18 protein-coding genes and 4 pseudogenes are annotated in these 24,345 nt (G+C 39.9%); 15 read left to right on the top strand and 7 right to left on the bottom strand.

All coding sequences use genetic code 11. From position 1 onward, the window contains the following. The first annotated feature begins 68 nt into the window (after window positions 1-68). Together PYW33_RS00625 and PYW33_RS00620 are read left to right on the top strand one after the other, a co-directional pair. Window positions 69-437 (top strand): antitoxin Xre/MbcA/ParS toxin-binding domain-containing protein, encoded by a 369-nt coding sequence (locus PYW33_RS00625; RefSeq protein ID WP_004647602.1) that lies wholly within the window; start codon window positions 69-71, stop codon window positions 435-437. Between the two features lie 282 nt (window positions 438-719). Next, entirely contained in the window at window positions 720-980 is a 261-nt protein-coding gene (locus PYW33_RS00620) for a helix-turn-helix domain-containing protein (RefSeq protein WP_004647603.1), read from the top strand. 4 nt (window positions 981-984) lie between these two features. Here PYW33_RS00620 and PYW33_RS16925 read toward each other — a convergent pair. Continuing rightward, window positions 985-1,122: pseudogene (locus PYW33_RS16925) on the bottom strand (hypothetical protein); the annotation flags it as partial. Between the two features lie 173 nt (window positions 1,123-1,295). On the opposite strand from PYW33_RS16925, the gene PYW33_RS00615 reads away from it, so the two are divergent. Further along, entirely contained in the window at window positions 1,296-1,598 is a 303-nt protein-coding gene (locus PYW33_RS00615; protein WP_004647604.1) for a helix-turn-helix transcriptional regulator, read from the top strand. A 4-nt stretch (window positions 1,599-1,602) separates the two neighbouring features. Further along, window positions 1,603-2,860: pseudogene (locus PYW33_RS00610) on the top strand (type II toxin-antitoxin system HipA family toxin). Between the two features lie 278 nt (window positions 2,861-3,138). Here PYW33_RS00610 and PYW33_RS00605 read toward each other — a convergent pair. The 4 genes from PYW33_RS00605 to PYW33_RS00590 are packed head-to-tail and all read right to left on the bottom strand — an operon-like array spanning window position 3,139 to window position 9,425. Then, window positions 3,139-4,203 (bottom strand): patatin-like phospholipase family protein, encoded by a 1,065-nt coding sequence (locus PYW33_RS00605; RefSeq protein WP_004647608.1) that lies wholly within the window; start codon window positions 4,201-4,203, stop codon window positions 3,139-3,141. Continuing rightward, entirely contained in the window at window positions 4,200-5,087 is an 888-nt protein-coding gene (locus PYW33_RS00600) for a diguanylate cyclase regulator RdcB family protein (RefSeq protein WP_004647609.1), read from the bottom strand. Before PYW33_RS00600 ends, PYW33_RS00605 begins: the two co-directional genes overlap by 4 nt. 52 nt (window positions 5,088-5,139) lie before the next feature. Then, window positions 5,140-7,545: a dynamin family protein gene (locus PYW33_RS00595; RefSeq protein ID WP_004647610.1), complete on the bottom strand. Its 2,406-nt coding sequence runs from the start codon at window positions 7,543-7,545 to the stop codon at window positions 5,140-5,142. Window positions 7,546-7,592: 47 nt separating this feature from the next. After that, window positions 7,593-9,425 (bottom strand): dynamin family protein, encoded by a 1,833-nt coding sequence (locus PYW33_RS00590; RefSeq protein ID WP_004647611.1) that lies wholly within the window; start codon window positions 9,423-9,425, stop codon window positions 7,593-7,595. 399 nt (window positions 9,426-9,824) lie between these two features. On the opposite strand from PYW33_RS00590, the pseudogene PYW33_RS00585 reads away from it, so the two are divergent. Both PYW33_RS00585 and PYW33_RS00580 read left to right on the top strand, forming a co-directional pair. Continuing rightward, a pseudogene (locus PYW33_RS00585) lies at window positions 9,825-9,944 on the top strand (helix-turn-helix domain-containing protein); the annotation flags it as partial. Between the two features lie 15 nt (window positions 9,945-9,959). Continuing rightward, window positions 9,960-10,721 (top strand): annotated as a pseudogene (locus PYW33_RS00580) (type II toxin-antitoxin system HipA family toxin); the annotation flags it as partial. A 552-nt stretch (window positions 10,722-11,273) separates the two neighbouring features. On the opposite strand, the gene PYW33_RS00575 reads toward PYW33_RS00580, so the two are convergent. Continuing rightward, a complete protein-coding gene (locus PYW33_RS00575; protein WP_004280930.1) occupies window positions 11,274-12,974 on the bottom strand; it encodes an NAD-dependent malic enzyme in 1,701 nt (566 codons plus the stop codon). A 293-nt stretch (window positions 12,975-13,267) separates the two neighbouring features. On the opposite strand from PYW33_RS00575, the gene PYW33_RS00570 reads away from it, so the two are divergent. Both PYW33_RS00570 and exaC read left to right on the top strand, forming a co-directional pair. Next, the gene (locus PYW33_RS00570; protein ID WP_004647613.1) at window positions 13,268-14,230 is read left to right on the top strand and encodes an alpha/beta hydrolase; all 963 of its coding nucleotides are present in this window, start codon (window positions 13,268-13,270) and stop codon (window positions 14,228-14,230) included. Between the two features lie 345 nt (window positions 14,231-14,575). Beyond that, on the top strand, window positions 14,576-16,087 hold the full coding sequence (gene exaC, locus PYW33_RS00565) for an acetaldehyde dehydrogenase ExaC (RefSeq protein WP_004647614.1): 1,512 nt from the start codon (window positions 14,576-14,578) through the stop codon (window positions 16,085-16,087). An 85-nt stretch (window positions 16,088-16,172) separates the two neighbouring features. Here the strand turns inward: exaC and PYW33_RS00560 are convergent, their stop codons facing one another. Continuing rightward, complete coding sequence (locus tag PYW33_RS00560; protein ID WP_080591875.1) at window positions 16,173-17,201, bottom strand: IS701 family transposase; 1,029 nt, start codon at window positions 17,199-17,201, stop codon at window positions 16,173-16,175. A 391-nt stretch (window positions 17,202-17,592) separates the two neighbouring features. Between PYW33_RS00560 and ribBA the strand changes: the two genes are divergently transcribed. From ribBA to glmS, 7 genes are read left to right on the top strand one after another with little or no spacing between them, the layout of a single operon-like run. Next, window positions 17,593-18,708 (top strand): bifunctional 3,4-dihydroxy-2-butanone-4-phosphate synthase/GTP cyclohydrolase II, encoded by a 1,116-nt coding sequence (gene ribBA, locus PYW33_RS00555; protein ID WP_004647616.1) that lies wholly within the window; start codon window positions 17,593-17,595, stop codon window positions 18,706-18,708. A gap of 18 nt (window positions 18,709-18,726) precedes the next feature. After that, entirely contained in the window at window positions 18,727-19,197 is a 471-nt protein-coding gene (gene ribH, locus PYW33_RS00550; RefSeq protein WP_004280926.1) for a 6,7-dimethyl-8-ribityllumazine synthase, read from the top strand. Between the two features lie 4 nt (window positions 19,198-19,201). Continuing rightward, complete coding sequence (gene nusB / locus PYW33_RS00545) at window positions 19,202-19,651, top strand: transcription antitermination factor NusB (RefSeq protein WP_004280924.1); 450 nt, start codon at window positions 19,202-19,204, stop codon at window positions 19,649-19,651. A gap of 17 nt (window positions 19,652-19,668) precedes the next feature. Next, complete coding sequence (gene thiL, locus PYW33_RS00540; protein ID WP_004647617.1) at window positions 19,669-20,586, top strand: thiamine-phosphate kinase; 918 nt, start codon at window positions 19,669-19,671, stop codon at window positions 20,584-20,586. Continuing rightward, window positions 20,564-21,085: a phosphatidylglycerophosphatase A family protein gene (locus PYW33_RS00535; protein WP_004647618.1), complete on the top strand. Its 522-nt coding sequence runs from the start codon at window positions 20,564-20,566 to the stop codon at window positions 21,083-21,085. The genes thiL and PYW33_RS00535 overlap by 23 nt, the downstream gene beginning before the upstream one ends. Window positions 21,086-21,105: 20 nt before the next feature. Continuing rightward, window positions 21,106-22,470 carry a bifunctional UDP-N-acetylglucosamine diphosphorylase/glucosamine-1-phosphate N-acetyltransferase GlmU gene (gene glmU / locus PYW33_RS00530; RefSeq protein WP_004647620.1) on the top strand — a complete coding sequence of 455 codons (1,365 nt, stop codon included), beginning with the start codon at window positions 21,106-21,108 and terminating at the stop codon, window positions 22,468-22,470. 11 nt (window positions 22,471-22,481) lie between these two features. Beyond that, window positions 22,482-24,320, top strand: coding sequence for a glutamine--fructose-6-phosphate transaminase (isomerizing) (gene glmS, locus PYW33_RS00525; RefSeq protein WP_004647621.1), 1,839 nt, complete (start codon window positions 22,482-22,484; stop codon window positions 24,318-24,320). The last annotated feature ends 25 nt before the right edge of the window (window positions 24,321-24,345 follow it).

The following is a 24,345-nucleotide window of genomic DNA, read 5'->3' as shown; positions in this document are numbered from 1 at the left end:
ACTCTGAGAAACGATAATCAAATAGTATAAACTCTAGGTATCAGCAACGTCTGAAACTGAGATCAGTCATGCATAAAACATCAGAAAAAATTGCAAAACAAAAAAAGGTATTAACTAAAGCTGTTTTATCATCTGCAAAACAACTTGGTTTGACACAGGACCAGCTTGCTATCGTTATCAATTTAGATTCAGTGGAAACTTTAAATTCGCTTGAGTTAGATCCCGATTCAAGTCAGGGAGAACTCGCAATTATTTTAATTCGTATTGCGATATCACTAGATGCTCTAACAGGTGGAGAGGCTAAATGGATGCAGCATTTTATGAAGTCACCAAATAAGCTAACCAAAGGCATTCCGATAAAACAGATTCAGACTACTCATGGATTAGCTACTGTATTAAACGTAGTCGAAGGACTTCGGCTTCAGGGTAAATATTAAGAAATACAAAGCTTCATTACACAGAAAATTAAAAGTCATAATTTTGTCTAATAATTCAAATTCAAGGTATAAGAAGTTCCTCTTCTCAAGAGGTATACAACTGCCTCATTATTGAGAACTGTCATACATATATGGATTCTATTAACCTAATTCGAGGCTAAATTGAATCTTATAAGTTCAATTTAGCTATTCAAGAATCATTATAAAAGTTTGCTATATAGCGAACATTAACCATAATTAGTTAAAAGTTTGCTATATAGCTAACAAATTTCGGGAGAAAAAATGGCTACACGAGGTGAAATAGGTAAAGAAATACGTTTGGCAAGAAAAGGGTTAGGCTATACACAGAAAAGCCTTGCAGAAAAAACTCAAGTCAATAAAACAACAATTTCAGAGATGGAAAATGGCCATTTTACAGGTTCATTTGACATATTTGAACGTGTGCTTGATGGTGTTGGTTTACAATTCGAAGTGAATAAAAAAAAGCATAAATTGCCGCAGTGGGATGAAATTGAAGAAATATTTTCAGAATATGATGAATAAATTGTGAATCGGTACCGAATAAGGTATCAGAAAAGGCAAAGCCCTGCCCATCAACCTCGTTGCTCCAGACCACTTGTGCCAGATATTCCAGATTGACCTGATAGCAAATCCCAGTTCCTCGCGACACCACGCGAAACTGATTGAGCTTAAAGCAAGTTGTTAGACGCTATTAGATTGTAAATGTCTAATTAGACTTCTTTAATCTAATAGGATCTAATCACCCAATAAAGCACCTTTTCACCGATCAACCGACACATTTTATAATTCCATTATTTTGTGGCTTAATAGCCATATCCAAACATAAGACCCAATATTATGGATTTAAGATTCAGAAAACCTGAAGAAGTTGTTGGATTATTATATGAGAGGCTTCGCAAAGAACGACTTTATCTGGAAATGACTCAGTCAGACGTCGCTACACGTGCTGGTGTTAGCGTGAATACAGTATCTAATCTGGAAGCTGGTCGAAATGTTTCATTTGAAAATTTAGTATGCGTTGCCATGGTATTGGGCAGATTAAAAGAATTAGAGGAACTCTTCAAACCAGATTTAAACAGTGTAGATGACATTCTCCGCTATGAGAGCAATACGGCTCGCCAACGTATCAAAAGGAAATAAATCCATGCTCAAAAAACTTAATGTTTACTACAATGGATGGGGTGAATATTGGCTTTGGGGTACACTGGTCTCCTCAACCGCAATCACAGGTCGACCATTAATCGCCTTTGAATACAGTGCAGAAGCGATCAGTAAAGGTTTAGAACTTTCCTCTTACCTACTTCCGTTAAAACGTGACCATTAAGAAAGAACTTTCCTGCACATCAAATGGGATTGCCAGGTCCTATATATGATGCCCTACCCGATGGTTGGGGCATGCTTCTTATGGATCGCTTATTTAAAAAGATGGATTCAATCCAGCACGGATTGGGCCATTAGAACGACTCACGTATATTAATACACATGCGATGGGGGCATTATCCTTTGAATCTTCAGCACCTGAGTTAGCATTAACTGAAAATATTCCACTGATTAAACTCGCTCAAGAAGTCCAGGAATTTCTCAAAGGAGAAGGTGCAGAATTTTTACAGCATTTATTAATTATGGGTGGATCGCCACAAGGTGCAAGGCCAAAAGCACTCGTCTATCGTGATCCTGTCACCAACGAATTCTCAACAGTTAGCTCACATCAACATGAAGCTTGGCTGATCAAATTTCCCGCTCAGCAAGAGCATCCTGAAGTTTGTGCAATTGAAGCTGTTTATGCAGAATGCTTGCGTTATTGTCATATTGATACCCCTGACACTCAATATTTTACTCTTCCGAATGGATTAACCGCATTTGCATCAAGGAGATTTGACCGCCACGATGGCATGCGTATCCCTATGCAAAGTTTAGCGGCCGTCACCGGAGCTGATTTTAAATCACCAGGGAGTTTAGACTACAGTAATTTTCTTCGCGCTACACACTTTTGCACCAATGATGTTCGCGAAAAAGCAATTGCATTCAAGCGAGCTGTTTTCAATGTAGTCTTCAATAATCGAGATGATCATTGCAAAAACTTTTCATTTCTGATGTCCCAAAATGGGCAATGGAAACTCTCCCCTGCCTATGATGTTACTTTCTTTGAAGGGCCAGGTGGATATCATCAAATGGATATCATGGGTGAGGCACTGGATATTCCTCGACAAGCTCTTGTAAAACTTGGTACTCAGGAAGCGGAACTTTCTGCCCAAGAGGTCGATGAAATTATTGGCTCGATTTGTAAGGTTGCAATCCGATTCAGTAATATCGCTCATGACCTATTACCTGGACAAATTCAAACAGAGACTCTCCAGATGATCCAAAATAGGATTGAGCATAATATTCATTTATTGAATTGAATATAAAAAATTTTCATGAGGATCAAGAATCATTATATTAAATTATATAATGTTGTTGTTTCTCATGAAAATTAGCACCAAAATACAGGTGACTTTTATAGACTAAAATTTCCAATATGAAGTGACCAAAATACCCTTAAATGATCTAAATTGCTAAAAATTTTACCCCACTAGAAACCACAAACAATCAATTAAATCAAACACTTATATAGCTAAATTCTAAAAACACTAGCACATGGAAACATCTGTAAAACCTCATTTCCTATGGTTATTTTTTATTACAACTTCATTCTGATTTTATCCATCATTTCCTGCATCTTATTTGAACTATCCAACATCTTTTGTTCTTCATTTTTTTGCTCAAACATATTTTTTTTCAATTCATTACGGTTATTTAATGCATCTTTAATTCGTGAAATAGAAGCGACCGTATCCGTATAACCTTGTTCAATCCAATCGTTAATGCTATGTGCATTAAATGCCAACAAGTCTCGAATACCCTCCCTTTCAACTAATTTTCTAGGACGTAATTCTATTACTGTAGTTTCATTAAAAACCGTCCTGTTCCAAAAAGAACCATCCGATAAGTGACTTACAAGTACCAAATTACATCCAGCATTAATTAATGGTGTAATAGGCGTATTGCCTTGAACCGTTTTCCATCCTCCCTGTCCACCATCAGTATACGTTTCTCCTCCTATTTTTTGACTCTCATACAACATTGGTAAAGCAGCAGATGCCATTAATGCATTTTTCCATTCATACTCTTGCAGTTGTTGTAAGCACAAAAAATCAGATGGTGCTGTATCCTTCAAAGAAAGCATCGCGGCTAAACATTCAATTAAATCGGACATACCACCATTACTTTTATATACTGATACGTATAACTGTTTGCCTCGCTGTAAAGATTGCCAATCTAAATACTTATTAATTAAAGTTGTCAGTGGTGAATTATCTAAGAAACTAGGATCTTGCTTAAAAATATCAGGACCAATGCGATAATGAGCAAGTAACTTTTGAACAACCATCAAGGGCACAGCATTCAATCGCAATCCAAAGCTTGCTAAAAGTATCAAATAGTATGGTATGGGGAGATTTTTCACTTGTGGCTTAATTGGCGATTGCTGAATTAATGACTGCCAAATTTCATTTAATCGTTCATAACCTTCTTGCATTGAAGAACTTGTTGCCAATAAAGCACCATTAAGTGCCCCTATGCTTGCACCAGAAATAATATCTACTTCTATTCTATATTCGGCTAAAGCCTTAACAACCCCAACATGGTACGCACCTTTTGCACCGCCCCCTGAAAGTACAAGCCCTGTTTTCAATATTTTTGTCATTTTCTGATTCCAAACATTTCATTTAACGCATATTGAGATAATTTTTCAGCAGTTAAAATACGTGGCACATAGATAGATAACTGCTCTGGTTGTTGGGAAGCATAATAGCTAATTGGCATCTGTTCATCTTTAGTCCAGTCACCCATAAATGCATAACTTTCTTTAATTGATACGCTTAATGATGTTGTTCTTTTAAGCCATTGTGAAGGATGTAAATATTCATCTACTTCTATCTGCATATCACTTTGCAAGCATTTTATTGCTTCAAAATAAATAGTTTGTTTAATATCTTCTACTGCTTTTATTGCTTTAGGGTGGCTATGATAGTTTCTATAGTACTCACCAAAATCTCCCCAATATAAGCGTTCTAATACAGTGTATAATTTCTGTAATGGGGATAATATTTGAAAATGATTTGCTTGCCATTGCTTAAATAATAAATTGATTTGTCTATGCGCCCTAGATTCCGCTTCAACTAGAGATAAACGTTGATCAAGATCGAATATATGATGATTAACCTTTTCATTTAATTGCTCTAATAACTCCTGTGTGTGCAAACTAAATTTTGCCAAATCAGTCACTGAATTTTGCACTTCCGTCATTTTCTGATTGAGTATTTTAAGTGCTGAAAATCCCACATTTAACTCACTCATTAAGGTATTGAGCCATTCAAAAGCTCCTTCTAGGCCTTGTGCTAAATTTTCATTGACTTGATTTTGCCGTATTGCAGATGCTCCAGTGAATGAATCTACTAAACGAGACATCTTATTCAACCTAGTAGACTGCACTCTAATATGATCTTGTGATACATGTATGCTATTTGCAATTTCAATAACAAATTTGTCTGCGATACATGGCATTATTTCTGATAATTCAGATTGCATTTTTATTTCCTTAGAATGAATAAGACATAATGTCTTATTCATTATTTCTATATTAAGCTGCTGACTTGATTTCTTTATTTAATGCAGACTTCAAAACTGTAATTCTCTGATTAAAATTTAAATTTTCTTGAAGCATAAATTGTATAATTTCTAGCAACAATTGATCATTTTGATGAGAATTTTCTTTATCATTTAAACTATTCTCAATGTCTTTTTTAAGACCTGAAATTTTACGTTTAAATTCAATAAAAAATTGCTCGGTAGTTTGAATTAGAGGCAACTCAATATTTTTTTGAATAGATTGATTTAAAAGCTTTTGACTATCCTCTAAATCTTTTCTCACCTGTGTTTTAATTTTATTCATATCTACTTTATATTCTTGCACTTTAACTGTATATTCTTCTTGCCCCCAATCACTATTTAACCAATTTTTAAATCGCCCCCATTTACTATCTACAACTCTTGTTCTTTTTTCCTCATACTGCTCTTCCAATAAAGCATCTTGCATTAATCGAGCACTTGTAAGTTTTAAATCTAAATTCTTACGGCTTGGCAACTTAATTTGAATATCATCAAAGCCACTTTGACTTAATGTTTTGTTAATTTGCAACATATTTTTTTGTGCATTTTGAAGAATATTGTTTTTAAATTCATCCTCAAAAACAACCAATAGCTTATCGAGCTCCTGTTCAATATTCTGGTTAGTCAGGTTATGTGACGTCTGTAATACATTTTGAATACTTTCTAAAAACTCTAATGCCCCCTGCTTATCATCTCCAAAATTGATCTTAGGATTTTTCGGATCATATTGCAGATCTGAATAAGTCTTACGTACTACACCAAGCAATTTGGATAATCTTGATAGACTTGCACTAGATGAAACTAAAGTATTTTTTTCTTGTGCTTTCTTTGATTTCTCATTAGCTGCAAACAGTTTTTGCTCTAGTTCTTGTTCAACCTGCTTAAATTGTTCTTTAATAATATTCAGAATTTTTTGTGAAAAGTTTTTTTGATGTTGACGAATTGAACTTTCTGCTACGACTTCTGTTTTATCAATATTTTTGATATTTTCCGTTAAATTAGAAATCAATGCTTTCAATTCTGCTGCTGACTTTTGCATTGACTGCTCTTTTACCCCCAAAACAGTATGAATTTTATCAGAGCACTCCTCTAACTTATCAACTGCAGCCTCTAAAGCTAAAATTGCTGCATTATCATATGAACTTGCAATGATATCTTTCAATGGCTGACTTAACTTAGAATCTGCCCACAAGTCATCAATACTGTCTGCAATACGCTCTGGCGTTCTTAATGACTCTCTACGTAATCCCGCTTCTTGATAGAAATCATTAACCCAAGCTGTTTCATCGGTTATTTCAGGTAATAAACCGTCCTGATCTCTTTCATGTCGTGCACGATTTGCAAGATAACCCCATTTAGCCGCGATTGGATAAACACGATCTTCTTTAATCAAACCTTCTGTCAAACCATCAACAAAGGTTTTAACCTCATCTGCTTGCATACCATTTCGGTCACAATTATCAAATTTGTTGACCAAAGCATAAATCCTATCTTTAACAGTTCCTGCAATACTCTGTAAATCTTCACGAACTTGAGCATCGGCCTCAGATTTGAGTTGCGTATAATCCATCACCGCAAGGACAGCAGAGGCTCTTTTTAATTGTTCTTGTAACATCGGGCGTAAGTGTGCCTGACCTGCTTCATTGGGTCCTGGTGTATCTAGAAGAATTAGCTTTCCTTCTGTATCTCCCGCACCTTGAAGATGAGAAAACTCAATTTCAATTACTGGTAACTGATCAATATTTTGATATTCATCAAATGGGAATGTTAAATCAAATTTAGGTGCAATACGGACAAGGTCATTTAAACAAACCAAGAAAGAGAAAATTTCTTTCTCACCCAAAGCCTCTGTTTGTATTTTCAAACCTTGTTGAATCTTTTCAACGGTCACATATAAGTCTTTATCTGACTTTAAATCCTCAAGAATAGGAGCATTCTTTTTATTCGAAATCGCTTTTTTTAGTTCATTAATTAATTTATTGAGTGGTAAGCCCGCTTTTTCAGAAAATAATAATCGTGGGATTTTTTGAGTTGGCGTATGACGAATTAATGTTGGAATTGCAGTCATTGGGGCATTACGATTCGGTAATATCTCAGAACCTACAATTGCATTAATCGTTGTGGACTTCCCTGCTTTCATAGTACCAACAACCGCCAATACCATTTCTAAGTTTGAAAGTTTAAATTCTTCACCACGTAGGACAGCAATTTCCATTTGAACAGAGTCCTTATCTATAGTCGCTTTATCATATTGATTGTGCTTTTTACCATCAGACTCTGATAAAAGTTGCTGATCTAGCATTTTATTCAAAAATGCATGTTCAACTTGTAATAATGCCTGAGCTTCATCTCTTAACGTTTTTATATCTAAAGACATTTAATTTATCCTGCTGATTTATTTAAAGTATAAACAAGATTCTGAAGTTACTCAGAACTATATAATCGTACTTGCTGTTGCAATTTTTTAAAGGATACTTGCCAATATGAAAAGTCCTCAATCAGTTGAGATTCAATATTCATAGAAAGAATATTTTTAGAATTATGTTCGTGTATCCATTTTAAATTTTGATGCATATCTTTTAGCTCGGCCACCATTTTTTGCCTAACACCATCATAAGAATGTGTATCGTTAACCAATATGCTGCTGACTTTTTTTATAATTTTCTCAGAATCACTTATATATATATCTAAGCTTCTTTTATCTATATAAATATCTAATGGATACTGCTCTGCAAATAATATAATTGAATCTAATTTAGAAAAAACTTGATCATGCAGTTGTCTAATATCACTCATGATTTTATTAATTTTATTTTTCTTACTTTTTTTCTCTTCACCATATAGCCGTGATATTTTTTTAGAACAACTCATTTCTTTATTAATTTCTTTAGTCAAACTATCTAGGGAATTAAATACTACCTGTAAGTCAGTATTTACTGAAATTTTTGAGATTAGTTCTAGAAATTCAAAAATAGATTTTAGTTCATTATTGTTTGGATCTAGCTTATCGACTGCTGCTTCTAAAGCTAAAAATGCAGCATTGTCATATGAACTCTCAATAATATCTTTTAACGGCTTACTTAAATTAGAAACTCCCCACAAGTCATCAATGCTTTCTGCTATATGCTCTGGTGTTCTTGATGCCTCTCTGCGTAATCCTGCCTCTTGATAGAAATCCTCAACCCAAGCTGTATCATCCGTTATTTCAGGCAATAAGCCATTCTTGTCTCGTTCATGCCGTGCACGATTTGCAAGATACCCTAACTTCGCAGCAATTGGATAAACTCTATCCTCTTTAATTAAACCGTCTGTTAAACCCTCAACAAAGGTTTTGACTTCATCTGCTTGCATTCCATTACGGTCACAGTTGTCAAACTTATTGACCAAAGCATACATCCTATCTTTCACAGTTCCAGCAATGCTCTTTAAGTCATCACGGACTTGTTCATCAGCTTCTGACTTGAGCTGCGTATAATCCATCACAGCTAAAACAGCAGATGCTCTTTTCAACTGTTCTTGCAACATTGGACGTAAATGTGCTTGACCGGCTTCATTTGGTCCTGGGGTATCTAGAAGAATAAGCTTCCCTTCTGTATTTCCTGCATCTTGAAGACGAGAAAATTCAATTTCGATTACAGGAAGTTGATCAATATCTTGATATTGATCAAATGGGAATGTTAAACCAAATATAGGTGAAATACGGACAAGATCATTCAAATAAACCAAGAAAGAAAAAATCTCTTTCTCTCCTAAAGCCTCAGTTTGAATTTTCAGCCCTTGCTGAATTTTTTCAACGGTCACATATAAGTCTTTATCTGACTTTAAATCATCAAGTACATGAGCATTTTTTTTATTTAAAATAGCTTTTTTTAATTCACTAATTAATTTATTGAGTGGTAATCCAGCTTTTTCAGAAAATAATAATCGCGGGATTTTTTGAGTTGGTGTATGACGGATTAATGTCGGAATTGCAGTCATCGGTGCATTACGATTCGGTAATATCTCAGAACCTACAATTGCATTGATCGTTGTAGATTTTCCTGCTTTCATGGTACCAACAACTGCCAATACCATTTCCGATTTATCTATTTTAAGGTATTCATTTTTAAACTCAAAAATCTTATTTTTCAAGCTTACATTATTAAAATTTCCGTGAATCAAATACTCATTATCATCAATTTTTTGTAAAATTTTTATCATTAATAATAATAAAATTTTTGTCTCTAAATTTAAATTTCCAACAATCAAATGACTCAATTTAACATCCTAAAATTTATTGATTTTTTACTTAATCCATGAATATAAAATTATACACACATGCCCTTGAAAATCAATGAATTCTTATATTTCAAGACTGAAATTTTAATATAAATAAGATTTAAAAATCCGAAGTAACTTAACCTTTTTAATCGCAATTTGATAAGTGATGTTTGGGGTTCAGGGGTCGCCCCTGACAAGCCCTGTTGCATACCAAAAAGCGATCCGTAGGATTGATTTTTGTAACTACAGGTAGGCTTGCTTGAATTGGTGGATAGAAAACCTAAAACCTTTATTATTTTTAAAATCAGGTAAATAATCATTTACAGACAGATGAGACTATCCATAATTATATAAAGTGTGTGATTCATAGATATCATTTCAATATAATGGGTGTCTATGAACAGAGAAATTCAACAAAGACTCGTATGGGTTAAATTATTTGAAGAGACCAATAATGCTGGCCTAGTTTGTCGGAGATGTGGCATTTCTAGACCAACGTTACGCAAGTGGTGGAAATGATATTCTGAATAAGGTACAAGACCAAAAGCACTCATCTATCGTGATCCTGTCACCAACGAATTCTCAACAGTTAGCTCACATCAACATGAAGCTTGGCTGATCAAATTTCCCGCTCAGCAAGAGCATCCTGAAGTTTGTGCAATTGAAGCTGTTTATGCAGAATGCTTGCGTTATTGTCATATTGATACCCCTGACACTCAATATTTTACTCTTCCGAATGGATTAACCGCATTTGCATCAAAGAGATTTGACCGCCACGATGGCATGCGTATCCCTATGCAAAGTTTAGCGGCCGTCACCGGAGCTGATTTTAAATCACCAGGGAGTTTAGACTACAGTAATTTTCTTCGCGCTACACACTTTTGCACCAATGATGTTCGCGAAAAAGCAATTGCATTCAAGCGAGCTGTTTTCAATGTAGTCTTCAATAATCGAGATGATCATTGCAAAAACTTTTCATTTCTGATGTCCCAAAATGGGCAATGGAAACTCTCCCCTGCCTATGATGTTACTTTCTTTGAAGGGCCAGGTGGATATCATCAAATGGATATCATGGGTGAGGCACTGGATATTCCTCGACAAGCTCTTGTAAAACTTGGTACTCAGGAAGCGGAACTTTCTGCCCAAGAGGTCGATGAAATTATTGGCTCGATTTGTAAGGTTGCAATCCGATTCAGTAATATCGCTCATGACCTATTACCTGGACAAATTCAAACAGAGACTCTCCAGATGATCCAAAATAGGATTGAGCATAATATTCATTTACTGAATTGAATATAAAATATTTTCATACTGATTAATACTCATTATATTAAACCATATATTGTTATTGTTTCTCATGAAAATCAGTATAAAAAAATAGGTGACTTTTACAAAGTAAAATATCCAAAATTAAGTGACCAAAATAACATTAAATGATCTAAATTGATGAAAGATTTACCCTATAAAAATTTAAATCATTCAAATTAAATCAGTTACTTACAATTAATGTAATTTAATGAAATAAATCTCGGTGACCTTGCCAAGGTTGGGGTCGGGAGTTCGAGTCTCCTTTCCCGCTCCAGATTCTAAAAAAGCCCTGATCGAAAGATCGGGGCTTTTTATGTTGATGTTATTTTTTTAAATGATCCTTTCATTTTTGTTTCACTCAATAACAAATTCTTAAAGTACTTTCTGATTTTATAACCAAGATGTGACCATGCCACCCCTACGACAATATAAAAAGCCCTCATCAAAAGATCAGGGCTTTTTATATTTCACCAACGCATCAGATAAACTCAAGCTAGCAAACCACTAGCCACAATACAGAGTCCATTTCCAATATAATTAAAAGGTAATTCGCTGATAGTTACGGTATTGCGGTGTCCAGAAATTACGTTCAATAGCCAACTGCAATTCTTCTACACTGACTTTCGGTGCTACCCCATCTTCAATCGCAGCAAGCGCCACTTTTAAGGCAATCTGCTTCGAAATCGACTGTAAACAATCCAGATTTGGCAATAAATCTGCCTGAGGATCTTTCAGTTTCGGAGAACAGTCCGCCAAGGCATTACTCGAGGCCATCAGCATATTATCCGTGACACGTTTTGCACCTGAAGCAACTACACCCAAACCAATGCCCGGAAAGATATAAGAGTTATTGCATTGTGAAATATGATGAATCTGCCCCTGATAATTCACTGGTGCAAATGGGCTACCCGTCGCAATCAACGCTTTGCCCTTGGTCCATTGCAAGATATCTGCCGGAACAGCTTCTACGCGGGAAGTCGGATTGGATAAAGGGAAAATAATCGGTTGCACACTGTTTTCAGCCATGGCTTCAATCACTTCCTGAGTGAATAGACCTGGCTGTCCAGATACGCCTATCAGTACCGTCGGTTTGGCACGCTTAACTACATCTAGCAGAGAAATCATGCTCTCAGCATCTGCCCAGCTTTCTACATTTTCAAGAGGCTGTGCCAGTTTGCGCTGGAAGTCCAGTAAATTCGGCTGATTTTCTGTGATCAGACCAAAGCGGTCGACCATAAACACGCGTGCACGCGCTTCAGCATCACTTAAACCCTCAGCAACCATTTGCTTAATGATCTGTTCTGCAATCCCGCAACCAGCTGAACCAGCACCCAGGAAAGTAACCACCTGATCTTTGAGCTGTTTACCTGCTGCACGCGAAGCAGCAATCAGGCTGCCGACAGACACTGCTGCGGTGCCCTGAATATCATCATTAAAACAACAGATTCGATCACGATATTTTTCCAGCAAAGGCATGGCATTTTTCTGTGCAAAGTCTTCAAACTGAATTAAGGCATCTGGCCAGCGCTGTTGAATCGCCCGAATCACCGTCTCGACAAAAGCATAGTATTCATCGCCGCTGATTCGTGGTTCACGCCAGCCCATATAAATCGGGTCATTTAACAACTGCTGATTATTGGTACCGACATCAAGAGTAATCGGTAAGGTATAGGCCGGACTGATCCCGCCACATGCGGTGTAGAGTGCCAGTTTTCCAATGGGAATCCCCATACCACCGATGCCTTGATCTCCAAGACCCAAAATGCGCTCACCATCTGTAATCACAATCACTTTCACGTTCTTTTTATTGATATTGTGAATAATCTGGTCGATCTGATCACGGTCAGGATAGGAAATAAAGATCCCACGATGACGGCGATAAATATCAGAAAAGCGCTGACATGCCTCACCCACAGTCGGGGTATAGATAATCGGCATCATCTCACTGAGGTGATTTTCAATCAGATGGTAAAACAGGGTCTCATTGGTATCCTGAATATTCCGCAAATAAATATGCTTGTTAATATCACTGCTAAAAGCACAATACTGCTGATAAGAACGCTGACTTTGTTCTTCAATCGTCTCGGTGACATGAGGAATCAAGCCATGCAAGTTAAAGCTTCTACGCTCTTCTTCAGAAAATGCAGAGCCTTTATTGAGTAGTGGGAGTTCTAGCAGAGTATTTCCAGCATAAGGAATATATAAAGGGCGTTTACTGTTCAAATTTTCTCTGGGCATTATTTAACTCATCTAATCAATCTTCGGCAGTTCTGCCAAAATAGTCACATCACTTTGTTTATTTTATATAGCTTAGCCTGATTTTAAGCTGTTAGGTCATTTAGCAAATTTATAATACTTGTAGCAGGATTTTATAATCTGATAACACTCATTTTCAGCCTAGGTTTTGGACGGTTTCTAAAATTAATCCCTATTCGTATTTTTAATTTAAATCGGCAGCAAGATCTGTTTGACAAAAAACCTCAGCTCATCAAGGATAAAGCATAAATTTAATAAGATGAACGAGTATAAAAATGAGTGAACTGCAACCGCTTTATCAGCTCGATATTCTGGGGACAGGCTATGAACAAGCGATCTTAAACTTTCCCGATGATTATGAGGGCAAAGTCGTAGCAACCCTGATCCGTAAAAAAGCAGCCCAACCCACAAAAAAAGCAGTTTTATATATTCACGGCTTTATCGATTATTTTTTTCAGACCGAAATGGCAGAGCGCTTTAATCAGCATGGTTTTGATTTTTATGCGCTGGATTTAAGAAAATACGGACGTTCGATTCTGCCGCATCAAAAATATTATAACGTCTATGACTTGGCTGAATATGATGCAGAAATTACCCAGGCACTCGACATTATAGCAGCCGAAGGTCACGATGCTGCCCTGCTCTGTGGTCATTCTACCGGCGGCCTGACCACGACCTTGTATGCGGCACATCATCCGCAGCACCCTTTAATCAAAGCACTTTGGGTCAATAGTCCATTTTATGACTTCAATATGAATCCGATTAAACGTGCGCTTGGCATTCCGCAACTGAGCAGACTGGCCAAAATTTTTCCCAATCTTAAATTTCCAAGCGAGCTGAACAAGTGGTATGCCACCAGCCTGCATAAGGATTTAAAAGGCGAATGGGACTTCAGTCTGGACTGGAAAAAGACCCGCTACCCGATGGTTCGAATCAGTTTTATTCGTGCCATTCATGAGGCACAGAAGGAAATTCATCGCGGTGTTCAGCTCGATGTTCCGGTACTCATCATGCATTCGCATCAGACCTTATACCCTAAAAAATGGGGCAAAGCCGCACAGAGCAGCGATGTAATTCTAGGCATTAAAGACATTCAAAAATATGCCAAAAAAATTAAAGGCGATGTCACGGTTCAAAGTATCCAGAACGGTTTACATGATCTGGTACTTTCAGAGCAATCTGTGCGTAAGCAGGTTTATCAGCAACTGTTTCAGTGGCTGCATGACCAAGGACTTTAGATAAACGCGGAAGAAGAAATGAAACTTACCCTCATTTCTCTTGCCTGGCTTCTTTTGAATCCTTATTAGGTTGGAATGTAATCAAGCACATTGAAAATATGCCAATCTTTCGATGTTTTATAAATGCTATAAGCCCTTGTTTTTAAATTTAAGGCTTGAGAATTTATAATTTTTATTATTCTACCGCTTGTCTCCAAATATTGTCTTTTGTAGCAAGCCTGTAAACAAACAACCGTCCGTCTTGTTCCCTCTTTATAGTAGAGCTGAATGCAGAAGCGCCTATATTTTTTGATCGGCAACATGCGCGCAGCCTGCACCACTAACAATCATATAAAGGAATAGATTATGCGTTATGCAGACCCCAATACTGACGGTTCAAAAATTCAATTTAAAGCGCAATACGATAATTTCATTGGCGGCGAATGGGTCGCTCCAGTCAAAGGTGAATACTTTGACAACATCTCTCCGGTAGATGGCAAAGTCTTTACCAAAGTGCCGCGCTCTTCTGTAGAAGACATTGAATTGGCCTTAGATGCAGCACACAAAGCCAAAGAACAATGGAACCGGTCATCGCCGACCACCCGCTCCAATATTCTGTTGAAAATTGCAGATCGTCTGGAACAAAATCTGGAACTGTTGGCGGTGGCAGAAACCTGGGACAATGGTAAACCGATCCGTGAAACGCTGGCTGCCGATATTCCACTGGCGATTGACCATTTTCGTTATTTTGCCGGCTGTATCCGGGCTCAGGAAGGCGGCATTTCCGAAATCGACGAAGATACCATTGCTTATCATTTCCATGAGCCGTTGGGCGTCGTGGGTCAGATTATCCCGTGGAATTTCCCGATTCTGATGGCTGCCTGGAAACTCGCGCCAGCCTTGGCTGCAGGTAACTGTATTGTGCTGAAACCTGCGGAACAGACTCCAGTCAGTATTCTGGTGCTGGCTGAATTGATTCAGGACATTTTGCCGCCAGGCGTATTGAATATCGTCAATGGCTATGGAGTCGAAGTCGGCCGTCCACTGGCGACCAATCCACGTATTGCCAAGATTGCCTTTACCGGCTCAACCGCAGTAGGTCAGTTGATCATGCAATATGCGACTGAAAATATTATTCCGGTGACTCTGGAACTTGGCGGTAAGTCACCGAATCTGTTCTTTGCCGACATTATGGATCAGGAAGATGATTATCTGGATAAAGCCCTAGAAGGCTTTGCCATGTTTGCCCTGAACCAGGGTGAAATCTGTACCTGTCCTTCCCGTGCCTTGGTACAGGAAAGCATTGCCGATGAGTTTTTGGCGCGTGCGGTAGAACGGGTACAACGCATTAAAACCGGGCATCCCCTAGATACCGACACCATGATTGGCGCGCAAGCTTCTCAGGAACAGCAGGATAAGATTCTGGGCTGTATTGCCACTGGCCGTGAAGAAGGCGCACAAATCCTGACCGGTGGTGAAGCACGTCAGGAAGTGGGTCAAGGTTTCTATATTGAACCGACCATCTTTAAAGGCAGCAATGACATGAAGACCTTCCAAGATGAAATCTTCGGGCCTGTACTGGCTGTGACCACCTTCAAAGACTTCGATGATGCGATCAAGATCGCCAATGATACGATTTACGGACTCGGTGCCGGTGTCTGGTCACGCTCAGCGCATACCTCTTACCGTGCTGGCCGTGCCATTCAGGCCGGTCGGGTCTGGACCAACTGTTATCACATCTACCCTGCCCATGCGGCTTTCGGTGGCTATAAAAAATCAGGCATTGGACGTGAGAATCACAGAATGATGCTGGATCATTATCAACAAACCAAAAATCTGTTGGTGAGCTATTCAACCAAACCGGCAGGTTTTTTCTAATCAATCTGATGATTAAAAGCGGGCTTCGGGCCGCTTTTAACCTAATATTTTTTAAAAATTTTAATACTATAGGACTTACGCACTATTATTTATAGATTTTCTGTGGCAGCAGATGATTCTTATCGAGAATAAATTCATCAATAAAGTTCTTGATAATTGGTCTAAATAATTTCTTCTGCCAACGATATACATTTTCAAAGATCCGCTCAAACTGGTTCTTTTGTATCTCAACATAGGCCATCAAGGCTGAGAAAATATGATTCAAAATCAGCTTGGATCGTCTTACTTGAAACTTTTCAATATGACAAACCTGTTTAATTACTCGATGATATTGTTCTATTTTCCAATGACTTGAATGTAATTCATAAAAACCATCAAAGGACAATAAATCATCTTCATCTTGATGCACAATATAAAATCTCTGCTGTTCTTTTAACTGAGTCTTAAATAATTGTACAAAGCCAACATCTTTGAGCCAGACCACTTGACCCTGATGAAAATTCGGCAATAAACGGAGTTGAAACCATTGTCCTTTTTCAGGGGAAACCTTACGGTTACTGTCGACACCAAACATAAATCGAATACCATGTTTTCTTATGGTTTTTAGATTTTCAGTCGATGAATACCAACTATCACCTGTAATGAATTGAATCTTTGCACCCCAATCGAGTACTTCACTTAACATCTCCATAAAGTAATCATTCTTGGTTTTACTTTCTGACTTATCATAAATTCGAAAATTAATTGGAATATTTTTGCCATGTTGATCTGTCGCATACAAGGTAATGAGATTAATACCCTTGACGGATCGGTGGTGTTTACCTGACCAAAAATAGCTAACTAAGTCCATATGTTGACTATATGGCTTATCTAAAACAGTATCATCAATACTGACTATAAGTTTATTATTATCAATGTGTTGAATTGCTTCTTGATATAGATCGTGAGCTGTGTAGTCTTCACGCTCCAAAAAGCGATTTACACTGTCATGCGAGATATTATAAGTCTCGGCAAGTTGTGTGCAGCTAATAGAGTTTGGTTCTGTCATGAGAAAGCCCATATAAATGGGTAATGTACAAGTTGCTGTAGAAGCATGTTTAGTTCGTCTGATCACAGATACGTTATAAAGTAGTTTGAGACTTTTTTAAATCCGTCAATGCGTAAGTCCTATACTAGGTAAAATTTTCCAGCATTGTTCGTCCAGAATTCCCTTGAATGACTGACAATAAATTAAAATACTTTCTGAAAATACCTTAATGTCTGAGCTTATGTTGATTTCCCCTAAGTTTCTCATTTTTTATGCTTTTTAATTGCTCAAAAAACCTGCATAAAGCCCAGGCTTTCATTTAAAGTCGGCTTTTCATGTTTATCAAGACTGTGTATAACAATGAACTACTAGAGGGAAAGCAATAAGCATAGGCAAAATTGCGCAAAAAGCGTTAGACTATGTACCCAATAATGTCATGATTCGGTCTGATCAAGATCAAAAAAGAAGGTGAAGGTTGATGCCGCTCAATACTGTTGAAGAGCTTGTAGCAGATATCCGTGCAGGAAAAATGGTCATCCTGATGGATGATGAAGACCGTGAAAATGAAGGCGATTTAGTGATTGCTGCCACACACGTACGTCCTGAAGACATCAACTTCATGATCACCCATGCACGTGGTCTGGTCTGCCTGACTTTAAGTAAAGAGCGTTGCCAGCAGTTGAATCTGCCGTTGATGGTAGATGCCAACGGTGCCCAGCATGGGACCAATTTCACCCTGTCGATTGAAGCGGCTGAAGGTATTTCTACCGGTATTTCTCCGGCTGAACGTGCGCACACGATTCAAACTGCTGTGGCTGCTCATGCCAAACCGGCAGATATTGTACAGCCAGGACATATCTTCCCGCTGATGGCGCAACCAGGCGGTGTCTTGCACCGTGCCGGACATACTGAGGCAGGTTGTGATCTTTCCCGTTTGGCAGGACTGGAACCGGCATCAGTCATTTGTGAAATCATCAATGAAGATGGCACCATGGCGCGCCGTCCGGATCTTGAAGTGTTTGCTGAAAAGCATGGCCTGAAAATCGGTACTATTGCCGATCTGATTCATTACCGCATGACCAATGAACAGACGGTTGAGCGTATCGATCAGCAAAGTATTGATACTGAATACGGCAGCTTTGACCTGTACCGCTATCGTGAACTGGGTAACCCGGATATCCATCTGGCCTTGGTCAAAGGTGAGCCTAAAGAGGGTGTGACCACAGTGCGTGTACATGGTTTTAACCCGACCCGCGACTTGCTCAAACTGAAGAAACAGGATGGCGAGCCGGCCTGGAACCTGGATCGTGCCCTGAAAGAAATTTCCAACAGTGATCGTGGTGTACTGGTCTGGATTGGCCAACACCATTTACAGGACCTGGGTCCAGCATTAGATACCCTTAAAGCACCAAAAAATGTAAAATCAAATTCTGCACTGTCTCAGCAGTATCAGACCATTGGTGTGGGTGCACAAATTTTGCGTGATCTAGGCGTTGAAAAAATGAAGCTGCTGAGCTCTCCATTGCGTTTCAATGCCCTGTCAGGCTTTAACTTAGAAGTGGTAGAATACATCACCGCACAACAAACATCTTAAGAAATCATCGAGGTTGTTATGGCAGTTCGCCGTATTGAAGGTATGTTACATCTCGCGAACGAAGACCGTTATGCGATTTTAGTTGGTCGTTTTAACAGCTTTGTGGTTGAACATCTGTTAGAAGGTGCCATTGATACATTGAAACGTCATGGTGTATCAGAGGATAATATTACTGTAGTTCATGCACCTGGTGCCTGGGAACTTCCTGTAGTTGCGAAAAAACTGGCAGCTTCAGATCGTTTCGATGCCATCATCGCGCTTGGCGCCGTTATTCGTGGTAGCACGCCTCACTTCGATTTCGTTGCAGGCGAATGTGCCAAAGGTTTAGGCGTGGTTGGCCTGGACACTGGCTTGCCGGTCATTAACGGTGTACTCACTACGGATAGTATTGAACAAGCGATTGAACGCTCTGGAACAAAAGCAGGCAATAAAGGTAGCGAAGCTGCCCTGACTGCGATTGAAATGGTTAACTTGTTAAAGGCTATTTAACGCTATGTCGCAAACACTTCAAGCAACTTATGCAGCAAAACGTAAAGCACGTCGCTTTGCTGTACAAGGAATTTATGAATGGCAAATGAGCCACAATCCGGTGCATGAGATTGAAGCACGTACGCGTGTGGAAAATGCCATGCACAAAGTGGATCTGAGCTATTATCATGAATTGTTGACTCAAGTGGTTGCCAATCATGAAGCATTGGATGCGCTCTTAATCCCGGTACTCGATCGCGAACTTTCAGCACTGGATGGTGTTGAGCTTGCAACCCTTCGTCTTGGTGCCTATGAACTCAAAGAACATCTTGAGATTCCATATCGCGTCGTTCTAGATGAAGCAATCGAACTGGCTAAACATTTTGGCGGTGCCGATAGCCATAAATACATCAATGGTGTATTGGATCGTTTAGCGACAACTTTGCGTGCAGCAGAAAAACAGCAGTCTAACTAATAGCGTAGATTCGTTGTATGGCTGAATTTTCGATTATCGACACCTATTTCAATCGCAAGAATGCCCATTCTGTCGATCTGGGCGTCGGTGACGATTCAGCCTTGCTCACCCCCCCTCCTCAGCAACAACTGGTCATCTGTGCCGACACCCTGGTTGCTGGACGCCATTTTCCAATAGACACCGATCCGCATGCGATTGGCTGGAAATCTGTGGCGGTTAATTTATCTGATATTGCCGCGATGGGCGCAACCCCGTACAGTATTTTACTCGCATTGAGCCTACCCCAAATTGATCATGACTGGCTAAAAGCTTTTAGTCAGGGTCTATATGATTGCTGCGATCAATTTGGGGTGAGTTTAATCGGTGGTGATACCACTCAGAGTCCTCATTTAACCCTGTCTGTCACTGCATTAGGCTGGGTGGATATTGGCCAGGCTGTGCCACGCTCAGGGGCAAAACCGGGTGATCTGATCTGTGTCAGTGGAACTGTCGGTGATGCAGCTTTTGCACTACAGCATCTTGGTCATCCACTGCAAAAACGTCTGGACTATCCAACGCCACGCTGTCAGCTCGGTGCTGCCTTAAAAGGTCTGGCGCATAGCATGATTGATATCTCGGATGGTTTGGCACAAGATCTTGGACATATTCTCAAAGCTTCTCAAGTCGGTGCAAAGCTGCAACTCGAAAACTTACCGATCAGTCCTGCCCTGCATGCCTTAAACGATGCGCAAAAATGGCAATATGCCCTCGCTGGTGGCGATGATTACGAGTTATGCTTTACAATAAGCCCGCAAAATTACCAAAAATTATTGCAAAAACAACTTGATGTTCCGATTAGTATAATCGGAAAAATTCAGCCGCAGCACGGCTTAACTTTTGAAAAAAATGGCGTAGATCATTTACTTCAATTTAATGGGTATCAACATTTTGCATAAACCTGCGATCAATTTTAAAGCCATGTCATGGATCGACCGACTGATTGTCTTTAGTGGGGTTGGTTTTGGTTCCGGTCTGGCACCTAAAGCACCTGGTACCTTTGGTTCGGCTTTTGCACTTTTATTTATCCCTATTTGGCTGCATCTTGGTTTTCTAAACAGTGTTTTTGCCATTGCCATCATGTCTCTGGTTGGCATATATATCTGCGGGCATACTGCTAGAGTCATGGGCGTACATGATGATGGACGTATCGTCTGGGATGAATTTGCAGGACAATCCATCACATTTTTGCCCCTGATCTACTTAGGTCAGATGAACTGGTTATGGTTGCTCGTCGGTTTTGCGCTATTCAGATTATTTGATATCTGGAAACCTTGGCCGATCCGGGTGATTGACCGTCAGGTCGACGGTGGCTTCGGCATCATGCTGGATGACATTATTGCCGGTCTTTGGGCGGCTCTTTGTATTTTGCTTTATTTTTACTTCACAGTGGCATAAGCCATATTTAGGATTAGAACATGTCAACGACTGTTATTATTCTTGCTGCAGGTAAAGGCACGCGCATGCGTTCAAGCTTACCGAAAGTATTACAACCTCTTGCAGGACGTCCTTTACTGAGTCATGTCATTGAAACGGCAAAAAAATTAAATGCAGATAATATTATTACGATTTATGGTCATGGTGGTGACCGTGTTCAAACAGCATTTGCACAACAGGATATTAAATGGGTAAAACAGGCTGAACAGCTGGGTACCGGACATGCGGTGCAAATGACCTTGCCTGTACTGCCTAACGACGGCGTATCTCTGATTCTTTCCGGCGATGTACCGTGCATTAATCCTGTGACCTTGCAAAAATTACTCGATGCCACCGCAGAAACCGGTATTGGTCTGGTGACCCTTACCCTGCCGGATGCCAATGGTTATGGCCGTATTGTGCGTGAACAGGGTCAGATCCAGGCCATTATTGAACATAAAGATGCCAACGATGCCCAACGTCAGATCAAGGAAATCAATACCGGTATTTATGCGGTCAGCAATGCCAAGTTGCATCAATGGCTGCCAAATTTAAGCAATGACAATGCGCAGGGTGAATATTACCTGACCGATATTGTGGCGATGGCTTTGGCAGATGGTATGCAAGTTGCATCGGTAGAACCTGAGCAGGCTTTCGAAGTTGAAGGGGTAAATGACCGTGTGCAGCTCGCTGCTTTAGAGCATCAGTTCCAGGCTTATCAAGCCAAACAGCTAATGCATCAAGGTGTACATCTGATTGATCCAAGCCGCTTTGACTTGCGTGGCAATTTAACTGTCGGTCAGGATGTCCGCATTGATATCAATGTGATTATCGAAGGTGATTGCGAGCTGGGCGACAACGTTGAAATTGGCGCCGGCTGTATTATCAAGAATACCAAGATTGCAGCTGGCACCAAGGTTCAGCCATATAGCATTTTAGATAGCGCCATCGTTGGGGAAGATACCCAAATTGGACCTTTTGCACGACTCCGTCCGGGTGCAAAACTCGCAGCTGAGGTACATATCGGTAACTTCGTTGAAGTTAAAAATACCACGATTGGTCAAGGCTCTAAAGCCAACCACTTTACCTACCTGGGTGATGCTGAAATCGGTGCCGGTTCTAATATCGGTGCAGGAACCATTACCTGTAATTATGATGGTGCGAACAAGTTTAAAACGATTATTGGTGATCAGGCCTTTATTGGCTCGAACAGTTCATTGGTGGCACCTGTAAAAATTGGCAATGGCGCCACAGTCGGTGCAGGCTCAACGATTACCCGTGATGTGGAAGACAACAGTTTGGCAGTAGAGCGCTCTAAGCAATTTGCCAAAGAAAACTATCCACGTCCGCAAAAAATCAAGAAATAAGGGGAATAAATATGTGTGGTATCGTTGGTGGCATTGCAGAACGTAGCATTACCAATATTTTGATTGAAGGTTTAAAACGCCTGGAATACCGTGGTTATGATTCAGCAGGTTTGGCACTCATTAACAACAGCCAAGTCCTACGTGAACGCCGTGTCGGTAAGGTTGCGAACCTTGAACAGGCTGTGAATGAATCACAGATTAGTGGTTCACTTGGCATTGCGCATACACGCTGGGCGACCCATGGCAAACCGACTGAAGAAAATGCCCATCCGCATATTTCTGAAAATGTGGCAGTGGTGCATAACGGAATTATCGAAAACTATCAGGAACTCAAAGATGATCTTGAAGCTTTGGGCTATGTGTTTACCTCACAGACTGATACTGAAGTGGTTGCCCATCTGATCAATGATGCACTGAAATCTACCCCGAGCCTGTTAGAAGCTGTACGCCAAGTGGTTCCGCAATTGAAAGGTGCCTATGCCCTGGGCATCGTACATACTGACCACCCGGATGAACTGATTACCGTGCGTGAAGGTTCTCCACTGGTGATTGGTGTCGGGATTGGTGAAAACTTCATTAGTTCAGATCAATTAGCCTTACTTCCAATTACTAACCGTTTTATCTACCTGGAAGAAGGTGATATTGCCCGTTTGACCCGCACCACCATTGAGGTCTTTGTCGATGGTCAACTGGTAGATCGTCCGGTCAAGGAACTGGATGCTGCGGTCAGCAATGCGTCTAAAGGTGAATACAAGCACTATATGCTCAAAGAAATTTATGAGCAGCCTGAAGCGATTAAACAGACCATTTCCCAAGCCTTAAATGGCAATGACCTGCGCGAAGACTTCCTTGCCAGTGCGGAACAAGACTTTTCAAAAATCCAGCAAATCCAGATTATTGCCTGTGGTACCAGCTATCATGCCGGCATGATTGCCAAATACTGGTTTGAACAGCTGATTGATCTACCTTGCCAGGTCGAGATTGCTAGCGAATTCCGTTATCGCACGCCGGTGATTGTGAATCACACGCTATATGTGTGTATTTCCCAATCTGGTGAAACTGCTGATACTTTAGCTGCATTACGTGATACGCAAAAACGTGCAACTGCCAAAGGCCTGGACATTACCACGATGACCATCTGTAACGTGGCGACCTCTTCGATGGTGCGTGAAACCCAGCATAGTCTGTTGACACTAGCAGGCCCTGAAATTGGTGTGGCTTCAACCAAAGCTTTTACTACCCAGCTTGCTGCATTGATGCTGTTGGTACTCAAAATCGGTTCTGTAAAAAATACGATTTCTACAGAACAAATGACGGAGATCACCACAGAACTTTGGCATACGCCTAAAGTGATTCTGGATACCTTGCGTCATGACGATGAAATTTTACGTCTCTCTGAACTGTTTGTTGAGAAGCAGCATTGCCTGTTTTTGGGCCGTGGTACCCATTTCCCGATCGCTCTGGAAGGTGCCCTCAAACTGAAAGAAATTTCATATATTCATGCTGAAGGTTATGCTGCAGGTGAGCTGAAACACGGGCCATTAGCACTGGTCGACAATGACATGCCGGTGGTGATTCTGGCGCCACAGGATGACATGCTGGACAAGCTTAAATCCAATATGGAAGAAGTTCAGGCACGTGGTGGCGAGCTATTTGTGTTTGCTGATGAGCACAGCGGTATTAAAGCCAAAGAGCGCAAGCACGTGGTACATATTCCATCAGTAAATGCAGTACTGGCACCGATTGTGTATAGCATCCCGGTGCAGTTACTCTCTTATCATGTGGCAGTGCTACGTGGTACGGATGTGGATCAGCCACGCAACCTGGCAAAATCGGTTACTGTAGAATAATTAAAATTGAATCGAGGCTGGGAAT

Source organism: Acinetobacter lwoffii, assembly GCF_029024105.1.
GTDB classification, from domain to species: domain Bacteria; phylum Pseudomonadota; class Gammaproteobacteria; order Pseudomonadales; family Moraxellaceae; genus Acinetobacter; species Acinetobacter lwoffii.
The sequence above is the reverse complement of the archived record's forward strand: the minus strand, read 5'-3'. Positions and strand labels throughout refer to the sequence as shown.